Here is an 18,372-nt window from a genome sequence, read left to right on the forward strand (position 1 = left end):
CACTCTATTGTTCAAAACACGTCTCCAATCACCGTGGTGACGCCGCGTTTTCGGCAAAGATTCTCCATGCCCCACATCCTGCCGGGTTTCATCTCTCAATCGCTTCGCGAACGAGCGAGGCCCACGACAACCTTCGCCGCGTCAACTCGACACTAAAGCCGGAGTCCGATACCATGAACATGGGTATAGCAACCGACGTGCAAGGTTTGCGCCGTCTTCCCGGCTTGTCGCGACGGCAAGCGGGGCGCAGCCCGGCAAACAGCAAGATGCAGAAAACCCGCTCAAGCGTTTCGTGACCACTCCGGAAAGACTTCCGCTTTTCCCTCGGCATGGAAGCGAATCATGGCCCCTTCGATCGCCGAAGAAACCATCCTCGAATCGCTCAATCCACAACAGCGCGAGGCCGTCGTACACGGCGACGCACCGTTGTTGATCGTCGCCGGAGCCGGAACAGGGAAGACGGCCACCCTTGTGCGGCGTTTGGCCTGGTTGATCATCCAAGGGGTGCATCCGCAAGAAATCCTGTTGTTGACGTTCACCCGTCGCGCCGCAGAGGAAATGCTTCGTCGGGCTCAAAACCTCTTGCAACGCATCAAGGTCGCCTCGCTGCCCGGCGGTCTCCTACAACGGGTTTCCGGCGGAACGTTCCACGCCGTTGCCGCAAGGTTGTTACGCCGGTACGGCCAGGCAATCGGCGTCCCGAGCGATTTCACGATCCTCGACCGCGGCGACGCTGAAGACTTGATGAACGTCTTGCGAACGGAGCTGAAGCTGGCGGAAACCGATCGGCGGTTTCCCAAGAAAGGAACGTGCGTCAACATTTACAGCCGATGCATCAACGCGCAGGAAAAGCTGCCCGACGTTCTCCGCAATCGCTTTCCGTGGTGTGAAGAATGGCAAGAGGAACTTGCCAAGCTGTTCGACGCCTACGTCGAACGGAAGTCGAAATCGGCCGTACTCGACTACGACGACCTTCTGCTCTACTGGAAACACCTCCTGGGCCGCGAAGACATCGCAACGTTGCTGCGTAAGCGATTTCGGTACGTGCTGGTCGACGAGTACCAAGATACGAACGTCCTCCAGTCGCAGATCCTATACCGCCTGGCGCCGGACGGCACCGGGGTCACCGTCGTCGGCGACGACGCGCAAGCGATCTATTCTTTTCGTGCCGCCACGGTCCGGAACATTCTCGATTTTCCGAAACACTATCCGAACGCCAGGGTCGTCACACTGGAGCAAAACTACCGCAGTACGATGCCGATTCTCGAGGCCAGCAACGCGGTGATGGCCAAGGCAAAAGAACGCTTCACGAAAAACCTGTTCTCCGACAAAACCGAAGGTGAAATCCCCGAGCTGATTAGTTGCGACGACGAAGATGCCCAAAGCAACGCCGTCATCGATCGTATTCTTCAACGCAGGGAACAGGGGATCGCGTTGAAAGATCAAGCCGTGTTGTTTCGTGCGTCGCACCATAGCATCTTGCTCGAAGGGGAACTATCGCGTCGCAACATCCCGTACCGGAAATACGGCGGCTTGAAGTTCCTCGAGATGGCGCACATCAAGGATTTGCTCGCTTTTCTGCGGCTGGCGGAAAATCCTCGCGATATGATCGCCGGCATGCGGATCTTGTGCATGCTGCCGGGTATCGGGCCTGCCACGGCGCGCAAGTTGATGGACTACTTGCTCACACACAAAGGCGATTTCGCCGCCTGGCGGAAAGCAAAGATCCCCAAGCAAGCAGCATCCCGATGGCCGGATCTGGTCACGTTGCTCATCCGAATCGCCGACACGAAAATGCCGCCGGCCGATCAAATCCACGCCGTGCGCACATACTATGCGCCGTTGCTGCCCGAGCTGCACGACAACCCGCAACCGCGGGAACGCGACCTGGAACAAATCGAGAAAATGGCGACCAAGTATCGCGATCGTCGCTCGCTGTTGGCCGACATCACGCTCGATCCGCCGAATTCGACGCAGGACATGGCCGACGAACCATTGCTGGACGACGACTACCTCGTCCTCAGCACCATTCATTCGGCCAAAGGCCTGGAGTGGTCGGCCGTCTACATCATCCACGCCAGCGACGGCCACATCCCCTCCGACATGGCAACCGGCTCACCCGACGAAATCGAAGAGGAACGCCGACTTCTTTACGTAGCGATGACACGTGCGAAACGGCACCTGTGCATCCTGTACCCGCTGAACTATTACTACTACAACACGTCCGGCCGGAGCGAACGCGGTTTCGCACAGGTATCGCGATTCCTCGATGCCGATGTCCGCCGGCACTTCGAAACCGACATCGAATCGCAAGTCGTGTACGAAGACTTCTTCGACGATCTCGACTTTCGCGCAGAAGATCCGCCGACGCGTCCGACTAACGACCTGTGGTAAGGCGACCGGCAGGCGTCTCCGCCCGCAACTGGTCGATCATCTCGCGGGCAGCCGCCTCGGCCGCCTCTTGCCAGCGAGATTCGCCGAATTCGGCAAACTCCTTCCGTCGAAATGCGAACAACACGCCGCGCGAACTATTGACGATCGCCCCCAAGCCGTCGTCGAAGAAAGCCCCGGCCACGTCGCGAGCCGTTCCCCCTTGGCTGCCGAACCCCGGCACGAGAAACCACGCATGCGGCATCGCGTTTCGAAGCTCGGAGAGTTGGGCGGGATAGGTAGCTCCCACCACGGCACCGACGGCCCCGAAGCGGTCTTCGGGATCGGACGTCGCCGCTGTTTCTGCGGCGAGCCGTTCGACTTCGGCCGCAACGTGCGCGTAGATCGGACGCCCGGCGGCGACGAGGTCCTGAAACATCCCTCCGCCGGGATTCGACGTTTTCACCAAGACGAACATGCCGCAGCCGCGTTCGGTACACACATCGACGAACGGCTGGAGACTGTCACCGCCCAAGTAGGGATTCACCGTCAGTGCGTCGCCGTTCCACGCGCTGTCTTGCGGGCTGCCGAGCAATCCTTTCGCATACGCCACGGCCGTCGAACCAATATCGTTCCGCTTGCCGTCAAGAATCACGATCGCATCGTATTGTCGAGCATGCGCGACGCAGTCGGCCAACACGCGCATGCCGTCGGGGCCCAACATCTCGAAGAACGCCAACTGGAACTTCAGCGCCGGAACCAGCGGGGCGACCACGTCGATAATGCCGCGGCAAAACGTGGCCACCGCCTCGGCTTGGCCGGAAAGATCGTCCGGCACTTGAAGCGAAGACGGCAACAAGTGCAAATGGGGATCGATACCGATCAAGGCCGGATTGGCTTTTGCAGATACCTGTTCTGAAAGTCGCCGGGAAAACGATTGCGACATCGTTCTTCGCTTCCTGTACTGATCGTGTATGCAGCCCGCCGAGAACGAAAACCTCATGCGTCTGTTGTAGCCCACGATCGAACGGCCGAAAACGCCCCCCAGGCATTCCTTTCGGGATAATCCGGTGCATGCTCCCGGCATTCACAGCTTGCGCATGGGTGGCACGCCGATCGATCGGCAACTATGCTGGTGCGAATGCTTCGCTCGCATCGGCCTGCAACACTTTGCGGGCAGGCATGTCCGAATTCGATCGATTGCCTCGGCCCATTCGCGCGGTGACGCCATGAAAAAACTTTCCAACGCCACATATTTTTCTGCCTGCTGCATCCTGCTGCTTGCCGGCGCGTCGGCAAATGCCGAACCCGCCTGGCAACCACTGTTCGACGGCAAGTCGTTCGAGGGCTGGAAGGCTGCCGAGCATCCGGAATCGTGGACGATCGAGAACGGCTGCCTGGTCGCCCATGGTCCCCGCAGTCACCTTTTCTACGCAGGTCCTGTCGGTAATCACCGCTTCAAGAACTTCGAGCTGCGAGTGACCGCCAAGACCGCGCCGCACAGCAATTCCGGGGTTTACTTTCACACCGAGTACCAAGAATCGGGCTGGCCCGAAAAAGGCTACGAGGTGCAAATCAACAACGGACACAGCGGATCGGAAAACTACGTCGAACTGAAGCAAACCGGCAGTCTTTACGCCGTGCAAAACCTCTACAAGAACTTCGTTCCCAACGACCGATGGTTTACGATGCGCGTCCGCGTCGTCGTGCCCCGCGTGCAAATATGGGTCAACGACATCCTCTGTGTCGACTACGTCGAACCCGCCGATCCGATTCGGCGCGCCCGCATGACCGGCCGTCGTCTGGGCACCGGCACGATCGCGTTACAAGGGCATGATCCGGGCAGCCGCGTCGCTTTTCGAGCCGTCGAAATCCGCCTTTTGCCCGACGATGCCGACCCGTTCGCCGAACCGCGTCCCGACACCGCTCCCTACGGCATCACCGAAAACGTGATCGACAAGTTTGGTGCCGGATTCATCCCCGTGATCGATTTTCACGTTCACCTGCGCGGCGGAATGACCGCTGAAAAAGCCGTCCAAAGACAGGCCGTTACCGGTGTGAACGTGGGCGTGCTGCGAAACGTGGGCAAGGGCTGGCCCATCGAAACGAACGAACAGCTTCGCGAATTTCTCGACAGTGTCGAAGGCCTGCCCGTGTTCGTCGGTGTTCAAGTCAACGATCGCGATTGGATGACGCATTTCGACAAGAAATTGCTCGATCGCCTCGATTACGTCCTCGGCGACACGATGATCATGCCCATGCCCGACGACGACAGCCAGCCGGTCAAACTGTGGATGCCCGAGTTGTACACGATCGAGGATCCCGAAGCCTGGATGGAGCGTTACATGGCTCACAATCTTCGGGTAGTGTCGGAACCGATCACCATTCTCGCCAATCCGACGTATCTGCCGCCACCGGTCGAGCACCTGTACGACGAACTGTGGACGGATGCCCGCATGAAACGACTCATCGAGGCGGCCGTCGCAAACAACGTCGCCTTCGAAATCAATGCCCGCAGCGGGCTGCCTCACGATCGTTTCATCCGGCTCGCCAAATCGATGGGCGCAAAGTTTACCTTGGGCACAAACAACTTCGACGACAAACCGATCGACATGTCGCGTTGTTTCGAGGTCATCGAGAAGTTCCAATTAGGTAAGGACGACATGTACGTTCCCAAGCCGAAACATTGATTTGGCCGGGTGTCCTTTACTTCGCGCCGTTGGGTGTCAGGCGTACATTAGGAAAATGGCGCGTCACGGGCTCGCAATCTTCCCCGCTTTTCGCACTAGGAACGGTGCCGATGGCAACTCAAGGCGATCATCGACGAAACAGGTTTTCCCGGCTTTGTTGCAGCGGACTGGCAATCGCTCTCGCGACGGGAATGCTTCTCGCAGTCGGGTGCGATACTCAAAAACCTTCATTGGAAGAGCTGGGAGAGCTCCAATTCGACTCCGTCCCCCATCTTCTGGATCCGGAAGACGTTCAGCGCATGATCCCGGATCTCCCCGAAGAGCCGACCGAAGAGGAGAGCGATATCGCGCCTTCCGTCGCGTCGCCTGAAAACAGCGGAGCTCCCGATTCTCCCGCCCCCCAGGTCTCGGACACCACCACCGAAGCAGCGCCTCCCCAATGACTTGCCGTCCGAGAATAACGGAAGGCCCGATTTTAGTAATTGCGCGGCATAGACAGGTTTGCGTATTTGGGTAAGATATAATCGCCTTGAGCGATTCCATATCTTGCCCCACAATCGAGGGAATCCGATGCGCTTCGCCTTGTCTTGCCCTTGTCTGGCGGTTTTGTTGCTTTCCGTCGGTGCGGCCGACGCCTCGATCGCCGCGCACGAACCGGAAGCGGTCTCCGTATGCGGCGTTTCCTTAATCGCGTATACGCCGTACGACGATCGGACCGTCCCCTATTTTGCGGCTCATCCACCGGTGTATTTCTCGTACCCGGTGGCCTTTCCATATGGTTATCCACACGGATGGCGTGGATGCGACACATCGCATTCCCAACACCAGCGACGCGATACGCGGCAACACTGCAATCCGAAAATGGACGGCGAAATCATTCCCAAAGTGATTAACAATCCATTCTATAGCGTCTCGACCGAGCGTTTCTTGCGAACGACGACCGCCGATGTCGAGCCGGTCCGGATCCAAAACCCCTATTGTGGCGGCACACCCCCTACCGATGGCATGATCCACCCAACCGAAGCGTTCTGACTTCGGCTCGCCATCATATATGATTCGCAATCGCGAAGGCCGGACCTGTTCTTACCGGTTCCCGTACTCCGTTTTGCCAAACTGGTCTGGACTTGTGCGCGAAAGTCGCTAATCTTTTCGGGCCTTGCGGTTTTCATCTGTTTGATCGCGGCAAAGGAGGGTCGCGGAAACGACCAAGGCAACGTTTGGTCGAACGAACCAGTCGAACGGAGTCGCAACCGATGAACCGGGTTCTTTACCCGCTGATCATCTGCCTGCTGCTGGCGGGATGTCGCGGGAACGAGACGGCCGCTCCAGGAGTCGATCCGCTATTCGGGCCGACGACCGTTCCCCCACCGCCCACCGGGGCTGCCGCGATGGTCGATCCCTACTACGCGAACCCGACCGCCGTCGGGCGTCGCCCCGCCTCCGGCGATGTGCCGACTACCCCCTTGGCCGACGGCGAAGAACCGCGAACCGACCGGCTTGCCACAGCCGACACACCGTCGAAACACGGTGTGGAAACCGTTGCAGCCGAAACGGCATCGGGCACGGTAAGAACCGCTACTTACGAAGAACCGATCCCCGCCCGACAGGGCGACGTCATCCGGATCCCCGCCGCAGCACTCGAACCGTCTCCCGACAGCTCGCCTCCAGAAAAGCCGTCGGAGGAAGCCCCCGCGGCCGCCACGCCTTCAACTCGCCAAAATGCTTCGTCGCAGGCTGCATCGTCTGCAACCGAGGACGGCTGGCGTCCAAATGCCGATGCCGCACTTCGCCCCATGGAAAGCGCCATGGCTAGCTCGCCGGCACCATCCTCGTCGGCAACGGCCCCTCGCGGCCCCATCGTGCGAACGCTCTATCCGGCCCGGCAGAACGCATCCTCCACGGCTGCGACGAAAGCGACTTCTACCGCCGCTTCCGAACCGCAAATCGTCGACATCACGTCCCTTCCTCCGGCACCGGCCCGGTAAAGCGGCCGTCTCGCCGATGTAGGTCACAAGAGCCGCATTCTGTCTGGACACTTTTCGCGGCTCGCACAGCGAAGTTTATTTTGTGGACGAACAAGTCTTTTGATGCTACCATAAGCGTCGAGCGCCGAGGGACGCGTCAGGGGAAGCGGGGTTCACACTCTCTCGGCCGGTTGAAACGTCGACCATTCAGTTTCTTGCGGAACCGGTGCCTCATTCCTCCCTGCCTGATTTGGGGATGAGGCTTCCCGAATAACCAACCATTCTGCGTCGCAACGGGCCACGTGCGGTTTGCCTGCGACGTCAGAAAAGGTAGGCCCCCCAAACGATTTGCCGACACACCTCCGCGATCGGTTTAACGTTTATTTCCCCCTCCCCGACCGAGCACCACCATGAAACGCATTGCGCGATTGTCACCGGCTTTGGCGGCTATCGTTGTTTTCGGCTTCGCGGCAACCGACCCGGCACGCGCCGCCGAACCACCTTCGTTCATGCTCGATGTCGCTCCGCTTTTGGACAGTCTCGGCTGTAACAGCGCCCAATGCCACGGCAGCGCGGCGGGCAAGGGCGGCTTTCGCCTGTCGATGTTCGGGGCAGACCGACAACTCGAATACGTCGCCGTCACCCGGGCGGAAGAAGGGCGTCGAATCGATCCCTTCGCACCTGCCGAAAGCCTGATCCTGCTGAAGGCCACCGGTGCCGTCGAACACGGCGGCGGCAAGCGACTGGACAAGGACGCGGCCGAATACGACCTCCTCTTGGAATGGATTCGTCGCGGGGCACCGCTGAAACCGGCAAGCGGGGTCACGTTGCAGCGGATCGAAGTCGACCCCGCCGACGTGAAACTCGCCCCGCAAGCTTCCCAAAAACTGACGGTGCAGGCCGTTTTTTCCGACGGAACGCAGCGAGACGTCACCTCTCTCGCTCGTTTCGAATCGCTGGACGACCGCATTTGCCGAATCGATGCACAAGGGGTACCCACGGCGGTCGGTCACGGTCAAACGCACATACGGGTCGCGTACAACCGCCGATTCGCCCTGGCTCGGATCGTCGTACCTCGCAAGCTCGAAGGCGGTTTTCCCCAAGCGGCGAGCAATAACCGGATCGACGAACTCGTGTCGGCGAAACTTGCAGAACTAGGCATTCCGCCCTCCGATGTGTGTAGCGACGACGTGTTTATCCGGCGAGTGACGCTGGATACCCTCGGTCGACTACCGACTCCCCAGGAAGTGAAAGCCTTTCTAGCCGACAAGAGCCCCGACAAGCGAAGCAAACTGATCGACCGGCTGTTGGAAAGCACCGAGTTCGCCGACAATGCGGCCCTTAAATGGGGCGATCTGCTGCGCATCAAGGCCGAATTCCCCAGTAATTTATGGCCGAACGCCGTTCACGCCTACTATCGCTGGATTCGCGATTCGTTCGCCCAAAACAAGCCCTACGACGAATTCGTTCGGGAACTCTTGGTGTCGTCGGGCAGCAACTTTCGTGATCCTCCCGCCAACTACTACCGTGCGATGGAAAAACGCGACCCGGTCGCCTTCGCCGAAAGCACGGCTTTGGTGTTCATGGGTGTCCGTTTGGAGTGCGCCCGTTGCCATGGGCACCCCAACGAACCGTGGACACTCGACGACGACGTGGCGATGGGAGCTTTCTTCTCGCAAGTGAGATTCAAGAGCACAAAGGAGTGGAAGGAGGAAATCGTTTACGTCGACCCGCGGATCACGTACCGACACCCGATCACACGACAAACCGTCGTTCCGCGGTTTCTCGACGGCAAGACGCCGGAAATACCCCCGAATACAGATCCGCGTGCCGTGTTCGCCGACTGGTTGACCTCGCCGGAAAATCCCTATTTCGCAAAGAACATTGTGAACCGTATCTGGTTCTGGCTGTTCGGTCGAGGGATCGTCCATGAACCCGACGACATGCACCCCACGAATCCGCCTTCGAATCCCGCCTTACTGGATTACCTGGCGGAAGAACTCGTGAAAAACGACTACGATTTGAAGTCGGTCTACCGTCTCATTCTGAATTCGGCCACTTACCAGCGGTCGTCGAAGACGGTGCCCGGCAACGAAGAGGACGAAACGTACTTTTCCCATTACGTTCCGCGTCGGCTGAGTGCCGAGGTCTTGTCGGATGCGATCGGCGACGTCACGCAGCGTTGGGACCGTTTCGAAAGCCGCGTACCTGAACCGTATTCGAACTGGCCGTTGGGCTACCGGGCCACGCGGATGTTCGACGGAAGCGTCAACACGCCGTTCTTGGAAATGTTCGGGCGTCCGCCGCGGGACACGTCGTACGAATGCGATCGCGACAACACCCCCTCGATGCGCCAGGCAATCTACCTGGTGGCGTCGAGCACGTTGGAATCGAAAGTCACCGGTAGTCCGCGAATCCAAGCGTGGATACGCAACAAGCTGCCCGACGACCAGATCGTCGACGAGTTGTTCCTGCTGGCGTTTTCACGACCGCCTTCGGAGCAAGAAAAGGCAACCGCACTCGACTACCTCAAGCAAAACGCAACGAACGCATCGGCGAGAACCCAGGCCGTCCAAGACTTGATGTGGGCGGCGCTCAATTCCAAGGAGTTCCTGTTCCAGCACTGAGCGGCAGGCTAGAGTTTGGGTCCCGGGTCGAATTTTCCCGAGGCAGCCGCCGAAACGAAAACTTGCCGAACCATCGATCAAGCACGCGGAATCCGGCACCGCGTGCCGGCACTCGACACGCCGGTATTTGACGAAAGGGTGATGCCATGTGGGACTATTCGAACGGCCGTTTTGAACCGAGTCGGCCCCGTTCCACGCGACGGGATTTCCTGCGCATCGGCACACTGGGGTTGGCGGGCGTGACGCTCGCCGACTGGTTCCGCCTGAAGGCTTACGCCAAGGCGACCGAGGGCAAGGCCCGGTCGGTCATCCAACTGTGGATGGGCGGCGGTCCCTGCCACATCGACACCTTTGATCCAAAGCCGCAGGCCGGGCCGGACTACTGCGGTCCCTACAACAAGCCGATCAAGACGAACGTCGACGGTATCCTGATCGGCCAAAAATTGCCCATGATGGCCAAGATTGCCGACAAATACGCACTGCTACGCGGCGTCACGCACATGAGCAATGCGCACGAGATCGGCACGTACATCATGCAGACGGGTACTCCTCCCAACTCCGACCTCGTCTATCCTTCCACCGGCGCCGTGCTCGCCTACAAACGTATCGAGTCGGGCGAATATACCGGCGCCCTGCCGCCGTACGTGGGAATCACCTCTCCGTTGGGCCGATTTTCGGAGGCCGGATTCCTCGGCAGCGCCTACAAAATGTTTTCGACCGGAGGCGATCCGAATGCGGCCAGCTTCAACATCGGGGGCATCAGCACCAACGAGCAACGGATCGCCCGGTTGCAGAGAAGAAAGACACTCCTCGAGGCCTTCGACGGGTTCCAAAAGGAATTCGAGGCAAGCGACGATGCCGCCGCGATGGACGAATACCAAGACAAGGCGTACAGCCTAATCACCGGCGAAGCCAAACAGGCCTTTGACATCGCCCAAGAGGAGGACAAGCTCCGCGAACGCTACGGCCGCAATCGTTTCGGCCAGTCCTGCCTGCTCGCACGGCGACTCGTCGAACGGGGGGTTCCCTTTATCACGATCAATTGGGGCGGTTGGGATACGCATAAACAACATTTCGAGCGTATGGACCAATTCCTACCGCAATTGGACCAAGGCTTCTCCGCCTTGTTGGAAGACCTGGATCAACGTGGTTTGCTCGAAACGACGATCGTCACGTGGTTCGGTGAATTCGGACGCACGCCGAAAATCGCCAAAGAGCCGCCGTGGAACGGCGGGCGTCACCACTTCTGTAACGCATTCTCGGCAGTCGTCGCCGGAGGCGGTTTCCGCGGCGGGGTGGCCGTCGGTCAAACCGACCAGCGGGGCGAACGCGTGATCGAACGCCCCATCTATCCGTGGGACATCTCGGCCAGCATGTACCGATTGCTGGGAATTGATCCGCACGGCACGTTACCGCACCCGCGAGGATGCGTCGCCTACGTCACTCCGACCACGGGCGGCGAAGTCCCCAGCGGCGGCATGCTGACAGAAATCATGTGAGTCGATGTAAAACCGTCCCGGCGCCGTTCATCGGTACCGGAGCGCAACGATCCACCGGCCTTCCACCTTTGACAGCAGGAACACGCCGAAACGATGACTCGCCACCTTGCCTTGCTACGTTCGATACCGGTCGCGATGGTAACCGTTTCTCTACTGGCGATCGGCAACGCCTCGCCGTCGCAGGCGATCACGTATACGTTCCCGATCCCCGGAGTCAAGACGGACGCCGGTTACCTTCCTGCCGGATCGTGTCGCGCCGACAGCCCCATGGCGTGCCCCGTTACGGCACTCGCCTTCTCACCGGACGGCAAGCTGTTGGCATCCGGAGGGCGCAATGAAGTGCTCCTTTGGAACATGACCGACGGCACCCTCAACCGACGGGTCACGTTGGGCGATCCATCGGGGCAAGCGCACACCCTGCTCTTCACGCCGGACGGCAACACGCTCGTTGTCGGCGGTGGAAAGCCCGGTCGCAGCGGGTTCGTCGTCACGATCGATCCGGCGTCCGGCGACGTCGCCCCCTTGGCCGAAGCAGGGGACGTCGTATATTGCCTGGCCGTCTCGGGCAACGGCGCCATGCTGGCAGCAGGCGGCGCATCAGGCACGCTCGATGTGTGGACGCTGGTCGATCGAAAACGTGTCAAAACGCTGGAATTCGCCGACACGTGGGTGCTTTCCGCCGCATTCACCCGCGATGCCAAGCTGCTGGCCGTCGGCACGAGCAATTACCGGATGGAAGCCTACGAAACCGACTCCTGGAAGACGCACGTTACCTACAACATGAACGCGCCCGTCCGTGCGTTGCTGTTCAGCCCCGATGGTCTCGCCTTGTACGGGACCGAGGCCGACGACGCGCAAGGCAGCTACTTCCGCGCAGTGATGCCGAACCCGAAAGCGACGACGCCTTTCCGCCCGTTCGTCCGGCGAACGCTTATCGCTCCGGGCACGATTACCGATATTGCTTGGTGCAGCGGCAAGAACCGAACGTACTTTGCCCTATCGAGCGGCCAGGTTCGTGTGGGAGACGTCGGCAGCGCCCGATACATTGCCGTGTATCCCGGCACCAAATGGTTGTACAGCGCAGCCGCGACCGCCGACGGGCGTCTTGCTGCGTTCGGCGCACACGACGGCACGATCAAGATTTGGAACGCCGCAACGAACAAGCCGTTAGCTACGTGCGTGCAACTGGGCATCGGTTCGGATCGATGGATCACCGTGACGGCGTCGGGTTTCGCAACCGGTTCTTCGGCCGATGCGCTGCGCTACACGTCGAGTAACGCGTCCGTTCCTGCCGAAAAGCTTGCCCAACACTGGTTCCAGGCCGACAAGGTCAAAGCCGTGTTCTCACCGACCGCAAAACCGACCCCGTCGAATCCTGCGCCTAAAGCGTCCCCTTCCCCGAAAAAGTCGAATTCGTAGTCCGCTCGGGTTGGAATGCGATCCGAACGTTTTCTATGGTCAATCTGAACCGCCAACGAGAAGGCCCGCCAACGATGAACGTCGCTCGTTTTCTGCGAATCCCGCGATCGACGGCCCACCTCGCGGTCACGGCGTGGTTGCTCCTTCCTGCCGTCGTGTTCGGTCAAGGTGTAACCGGCCACATCGACCACATTTTTCCGGCCGGCGGAACACGCGGCACCACCTTGCAAGTCGAGGTCGTCGGCGACGATCTCGCCGCATGTGATGGAGTTCGCGTATCCGGGCGAGGTGTGACCGGTAAAGTCGTGGAAACAAAGCCGCCGACGAAAACCAGCAAGGCCGTCGCGGTGGTCGAACTGACGATCGACGCCGAGGCTCCCGTCGGTCTGCGCGATCTGCGTCTGCATTCGCCCGCAGGATTTACGAACCGAGCGATTTTCGCCGTCGGTGATTTGCCCCAAGTTCGCGAGGTCGAGCCGAATTCTCTGTTCACGCAAGCCCAAAAGATCGAATCGACTCCTATTACGATCGACGGACAGATTACGCAGGCAGACATCGACGTGTTCCGCTTTGCCGCCAAGGCCGGCGACACCATCGTTTGCCGCGTCGAGGCCCAGCGTCTACGACCGTTCTTGGCCGACGGCGTCCCCGGTTGGTTCCAAGCCGTGCTGACCCTGTTCGATTCGCAAGGCAAACAACTGGCTTACGTCGACGATTATTACTTCCATCCGGATCCGGTGCTGATTTTCGAGGTCCCCAAGGACGGCGAATACGCCGTCGAGTTACGTGACTCGATCTTCCGCGGCCGCGATGATTTCGTCTACCGTTTGACGATCGGCACGATTCCGTTCATCACCTCGGTATTTCCCCGAGGGCTGAATCCCGGACAAAAGGCCACGATTCAACTCGCCGGCGTCAATCTGCCGTCGAATACGATCGAGGTCGTCGCCCCCGACCTTCCCCGAGCGCCCCTCACGGTTTCGGTCGATGCCGGAGGCATCCGCTCGAACGAGCTTCCCTTGGCCGTCACGGCACCGCCTTCAACGGCCGAAAACGAGCCGAACGACGCTGCCGAAACGGCTCAAGCCGTTCCGTTTCCCGTCTCCGTCGACGGCCGCATCGACAAGCCGGGCGATGTCGACTTCTTCAAGATTCACGTATCGGGCAAGCAAACGCTCGCGATCGAGACGGCCGCGCGACGATACGAATCGCCGCTCGACTCGATCGTGACGGTTCTCGACGCGAACGGAAAGCAATTGGCCGAGAATGACGATGTGGAAGATCCGTACTTCCAGCACATCACACACCACGCCGACTCGCAATTGACCGTCGCCCTGCCGGCCGAAGGTGACTATCTCATCCGACTGGCCGACATTCAGGGAAAAGGCGGCCCCGAATTCTCATACCGCCTTGTGGTTGCCCCTGCGGTCGGCGACTTCCAACTTCGCGTTCTGCCGGACGTGCCGCGAATCAGTCAAGGATCCTCGGCCGTGCTCACCGTTCGCGCACTCCGCAAATGGGGGTTCAACGGTGAGATTGCGGTCTCGGTCGACGATCTTCCTCCCGGCTTCACCGCCGGCGGGGCCGTAATCGGCGAAGGCGAAGACCAAACGATCCTCTCGATCACGGCACCGGCCGATGCGCCGTTGAAGCCGTTCACGCCCAAGATCGTCGGCATGGCCGAAATTGCGGGTAAGCCGGTTGTGCGAACCGCCCTACCCGCCGAAGACGTGATGCAGGCCTTTTACTATCACCACTTCTTGCCGACCGATGAAATGCTGGTAAGCGTCCTCGAACCGGGGCCTTTTAAGCTGATCCCTGAAATGCCGGAGGGATACATTCGCTTCGCCTCGGGGCGGACCGCATTCCTGAAGGTCAAAATCGAGAAAGAGAAGACGGTGACCGCTCCCATCCGGCTGATGTTGCAAGATCCGCCGAAGGGCGTCACGATGCGTTTGGTAACGGTGCCGCCGAACCAAGACGAGGCTGAATTGGAAATCCGTTACGCAAACCAACTGCCTGCAAACGTGATCTTCAATCTGGTCGTCGTCGGCACCACGAAGGTCGGAAACGAAACGGTTTCGGCCATCACCCCGGCCTTCATGGCACTGGGACCTTCTGCCAAACCGCCGAAAGGACTGGTGAAAGACGCCTCCAACTAGCCGGACGGGCTTTCAAGCAGGCAAGCGCCGTGTCGTGCGGTCCGGCACTCCCCTTTATTGGGTTTCACCCGGCACCGCCGACTTGACGCTACGATCCAGCCGGGGCCTTTGAACAAACCGGGCGGCGTCCCGCATTTTGCAGAACGTCGCCCGTCCTTCATGCTGCTCTCAAGTGAATCTTCTTTACAGGGTCGCCAACAAGCCGCGCACGTATCCGACCGATTCGGCGAGGCCCATTCGGGGATCATCGGCGTCGGCTTCGTACTCGAACGAGGCGCGTTTCGAGAACCCGACCTTCTTCAGCGCCGCCAAAACCCCGCGCAGATCGAGAACCCCTCGCCCGGCAATAATCGTCTTCCCGCTCGGATCGGCCTTGCTCACGTCCTTGAGGTGCAAATCGAGCAAACGATCGGCGAAACGTTCGATGTCGGCCACGGGGTCGGCGCCGACACGCAGCGTGTGGCCGACGTCGATGCACAAGCCGAAACGCTTGTCGCACTTCTCAATCTTCTGGTACACACTTTCGGGGGTCGGGAAGTGTTTGTCACCAGGGCCGTGGTTGTGAATCGCGACAGCCACACCCGTCTCACGGATCTTCTTGTCGACTGCGGGAATCAGCTCGGCCAAGGTCGACCCGACGATCATTTCCATTCCGGCGGTTTTCGCGTAATGGAAGGCCTGCTCGATCTCTTCGGGTGAACGCATGTAGATCACCCCGCCGCCGTAAAGGGTAATGCCGGCGTCGGCAAGCTTCTTTTGCGTAGCCTTGAGTTCGTCGTCCGAGGCATCGAGCGGCAGATGGTACGACTTCAAGCAGACATATTTCATGTCGAGCTTGTGAATCACCTCGATCGTCTCATCGAGACTCAACTTCCGAGTCGTGAACGAAGCCAAACCCAATGAGAAGGGAACATCGGCTTGGTAGTCTCGGACGCCGGACTTCGCTTCGACGGGGGCGGAACTCCACGTACCCAAGGAAGCGGCGGCTGCTCCCACGGCGGCCGCTTTCAAGAACCCACGACGATTTTCACGTGCATCGGCCATAGTCTGTCACCTTCCACAAATCAGAAACCGGTACGAGATAGGGTGAAACACGAATGCGCTTCCCCCGCTGAAGAACCCTGGATGGGGCGATCTCCCCTCGACAGGATGTCGATCCTTAGACTGTATTCTAATCTCAAACCCTTCACGGTGTCGGGCAACATCCGCGTTCGCCCGTGCAGAAAAATGGATTTTGGAAGCACAAGCCGCCGCATTCCGCGCAATTTTTTGACAAATTGTCGACTGTCGGACAAGGCAGCCGTAGATCCCGCCGCCGGCGTAAGTTGCTTGATCTTCACCGGCAGGCCGAATACGCTGAGGGCGAATTTCGATCGTCGCCCACCGTATCCTTTCTTGCCCACGAGGTGCGACATGCCGTCTTTCCGCTCACTTCGCCTGCGTTTTGTCTCCGGCCGCCTGCTGGTCGCCGGACTTCTCGCCCTATCGTTCACATTGTCCCTGGGAGCATCGCGCAACACGGCCGGCGCTGCCGACTCGCTGAACGCACTCGATGCCGCAGAGCGTGAACAGCCCGCGTTCCACCGCTATCTACTGAACGAAGTCGCCGCCGCCGAACAAGCACGTCGCGACCGCTACGAAGCCGCCAAGACGCCGGAAGAATTGGCCGCGTACCAACAGCGAATTCGGACCTTCTTCCTCGCACAACTTGGAGAACTCCCGGAACGCACGCCGTTGAATGCCCGGGTCGTCGACACGATCCCGCGCGACGGCTATACCGTCGAAAAAGTCATCTACGAGAGTATTCCCGGCGTGTTCGTCACGGCGCTTTTCTATCGTCCCGACGGAGCGCCGCCGTTCCCTGGTGTGCTGGTCCCCTGCGGTCACAGCAGCAACGGTAAGGCTTCCGAGCCGTATCAGCGGGTATGCATTTTGTTGGCAAAGAACGGAATCGCCGCCTTGTGCTACGATCCGATCGACCAGGGTGAGCGTCTGCAATTGTTCGACGCCGAAGGCAACCCTGCTCCCGGCAACGTCAAGGGGCATTGCCGCTTCGGCGTCGGTGCGATTCTCGTCGGGCAGAACACGGCCACCTATCGAATATGGGACGGTCTTCGGAGCATGGACTATCTCGCTTCGCGCGACGAGGTCGATCCGACACGGCTCGGATGCACGGGCAACTCGGGCGGCGGTACGATGACGTCGTACTTAATGGCCCTTGACGATCGGATTGTATGTGCCGCACCAAGCTGCTATCTCACGACGTTGCCGACGGTGATCCGCACGATCAATCCGCAAGACGCCGAGCAAAACATCTTCGGTCAGTTGGCCTTCGGCATGGACCACGCCGAATATGTGATCGCTCGAGCGCCGAAACCGACTCTCATCTGTTGCGCCACCCGCGACTTCTTCGACATTCACGGCACGTGGGAAACCTTCCGTGACGCGAAACGATTCTATACTCGGCTCGGCTTCGCCGAGCGGGTCGACCTGATCGAAACGGACGCCACCCATGGGTTCTCCCTGGAACTTCGCACCGGCGCCGTACGTTGGATGCGACGCTGGCTTTTGAAAATCGACGATGCGATCGTCGAGCACGAAAGCCCCATTCTTACCGACGAACAATGTTTGTGCACGCCGTCGGGTCAAGTCCTGAAACTGCCGGGCGCTCGAAGCATTTACGAAGTAACAGCCGCCCTGGCGGAAAAATATCGCAAGGCCCGAAACGAAAAATACGCGGGCGAATCGCCTGAAGCGTTTCGCCGTCGTGTGCTGCGTTTCGCCGGTATTCGGTACGGAAAGGCGCTTCCCCCGGCCGAGGGAAAGCTCGTCCGCTCGATCCGCCGCGAGGACTACCGGATCGAGGTATGGCGGGTTGCCGCCGATGAAAGCCTTCCCTTGCCGATGGTAGCGATGATTCCCGATCACCCCGACGGAAGTGTCCTGCTCTCCTTGCCGCCGGAAGGAAAAAACGCGGCCGCCTCGACGAATGACGTCTTGCAGGCGGTGAAAAGCGGCACGATCGTGGTCCTTTTCGATTTGCCCGGCATCGGCGAATTGGAGAGTCGCGACACTCGCCGGTACGCACCCGACCTCGGACCGGAGCTGAACGACGCAACGATTCTCTATCTGCTCGGGCGATCGTTACTCGCCTTGAGGGCCGAATGCACGCTTCAAATCGCCGAATTTCTTCGAAAGCAATGCCCGGCGTGGACGGAAAAGTTCGGCGGAAAGCTCAAACTCACCGCCGCTGAAGGCACGGCGCCCCCCGCCCTACACGCGGCGATCGCGTCGCCGGAACTGTTTTCGCAACTCGAGGTGCGCCGCATGGTTCGCAGTTGGGAAGATGTCGTGCGCACTCCGACCGCCCGCAACCAATACGCGAACGTCATTCACGGCGTGTTGCGGGAATACGATTTGCCGGAACTTGTCTCGCAAACCGCCGAGCTGCTGCCGGTTTCGGTGTCGGAACCGGTCGATCCGCAGGGCTCCCCGTTGGCCGACCGGTAACGCAGCAAATACACACGCTCGTGATCGACCACGGTTCCGGGCACTTCACCCGCAAACCGGCGACGTGTATGGTTTCGCTCCGTCCGCAAAAGGCCGGCCGTCGACTCCGGGTGTTGGCCGGCCTTACACTC

General features: G+C 59.9%; 12 protein-coding genes. 10 read left to right on the forward strand and 2 right to left on the reverse strand.

Annotation, left to right across the window (positions count from 1 at the left end):
* Positions 1 to 342 precede the first annotated feature (342 nt).
* Entirely contained in the window at positions 343 to 2,394 is a 2,052-nt protein-coding gene (locus tag ACYQ2I_RS13780; protein ID WP_460167599.1) for an ATP-dependent helicase, read from the forward strand.
* Here the strand turns inward: ACYQ2I_RS13780 and pyrF are convergent.
* Entirely contained in the window at positions 2,378 to 3,316 is a 939-nt protein-coding gene (pyrF, locus tag ACYQ2I_RS13785; RefSeq protein ID WP_460167600.1) for an orotidine-5'-phosphate decarboxylase, read from the reverse strand. The genes ACYQ2I_RS13780 and pyrF overlap by 17 nt on opposite strands.
* A 283-nt stretch (positions 3,317 to 3,599) precedes the next feature.
* Between pyrF and ACYQ2I_RS13790 the strand changes: the two genes are divergently transcribed.
* The 8 genes from ACYQ2I_RS13790 (at position 3,600) to ACYQ2I_RS13825 (ending at position 14,731) form a co-directional block, all read left to right on the forward strand.
* A complete protein-coding gene (locus ACYQ2I_RS13790; protein ID WP_460167601.1) occupies positions 3,600 to 5,060 on the forward strand; it encodes a DUF1080 domain-containing protein in 1,461 nt (486 codons plus the stop codon).
* A gap of 110 nt (positions 5,061 to 5,170) precedes the next feature.
* Positions 5,171 to 5,503, forward strand: a complete 333-nt coding sequence (locus ACYQ2I_RS13795; protein WP_460167602.1) for a hypothetical protein — start codon at positions 5,171 to 5,173, stop codon at positions 5,501 to 5,503.
* A gap of 127 nt (positions 5,504 to 5,630) precedes the next feature.
* Entirely contained in the window at positions 5,631 to 6,092 is a 462-nt protein-coding gene (locus tag ACYQ2I_RS13800) for a hypothetical protein (protein WP_460167603.1), read from the forward strand.
* Between the two features lie 221 nt (positions 6,093 to 6,313).
* The gene (locus tag ACYQ2I_RS13805; protein WP_460167604.1) at positions 6,314 to 7,045 is read left to right on the forward strand and encodes a hypothetical protein; all 732 of its coding nucleotides are present in this window, start codon (positions 6,314 to 6,316) and stop codon (positions 7,043 to 7,045) included.
* A gap of 389 nt (positions 7,046 to 7,434) precedes the next feature.
* Positions 7,435 to 9,651 (forward strand): DUF1549 domain-containing protein, encoded by a 2,217-nt coding sequence (locus tag ACYQ2I_RS13810; RefSeq protein ID WP_460167605.1) that lies wholly within the window; start codon positions 7,435 to 7,437, stop codon positions 9,649 to 9,651.
* A 146-nt stretch (positions 9,652 to 9,797) separates the two neighbouring features.
* Complete coding sequence (locus ACYQ2I_RS13815; RefSeq protein ID WP_460167606.1) at positions 9,798 to 11,150, forward strand: DUF1501 domain-containing protein; 1,353 nt, start codon at positions 9,798 to 9,800, stop codon at positions 11,148 to 11,150.
* A gap of 93 nt (positions 11,151 to 11,243) precedes the next feature.
* Complete coding sequence (locus ACYQ2I_RS13820) at positions 11,244 to 12,569, forward strand: WD40 repeat domain-containing protein (protein WP_460167607.1); 1,326 nt, start codon at positions 11,244 to 11,246, stop codon at positions 12,567 to 12,569.
* A gap of 74 nt (positions 12,570 to 12,643) precedes the next feature.
* A complete protein-coding gene (locus ACYQ2I_RS13825) occupies positions 12,644 to 14,731 on the forward strand; it encodes a hypothetical protein (protein WP_460167608.1) in 2,088 nt (695 codons plus the stop codon).
* Between the two features lie 183 nt (positions 14,732 to 14,914).
* On the opposite strand, the gene ACYQ2I_RS13830 is transcribed toward ACYQ2I_RS13825, so the two are convergent.
* A complete protein-coding gene (locus ACYQ2I_RS13830) occupies positions 14,915 to 15,775 on the reverse strand; it encodes a sugar phosphate isomerase/epimerase family protein (protein WP_460167609.1) in 861 nt (286 codons plus the stop codon).
* A 369-nt stretch (positions 15,776 to 16,144) separates the two neighbouring features.
* Here ACYQ2I_RS13830 and ACYQ2I_RS13835 point away from each other — a divergent pair, with 369 nt between their 5' ends.
* Positions 16,145 to 18,241, forward strand: coding sequence for an alpha/beta hydrolase family protein (locus tag ACYQ2I_RS13835; RefSeq protein ID WP_460167610.1), 2,097 nt, complete (start codon positions 16,145 to 16,147; stop codon positions 18,239 to 18,241).
* Positions 18,242 to 18,372 lie beyond the last annotated feature (131 nt).

It is taken from the genome of Thermostilla marina (assembly GCF_054657455.1).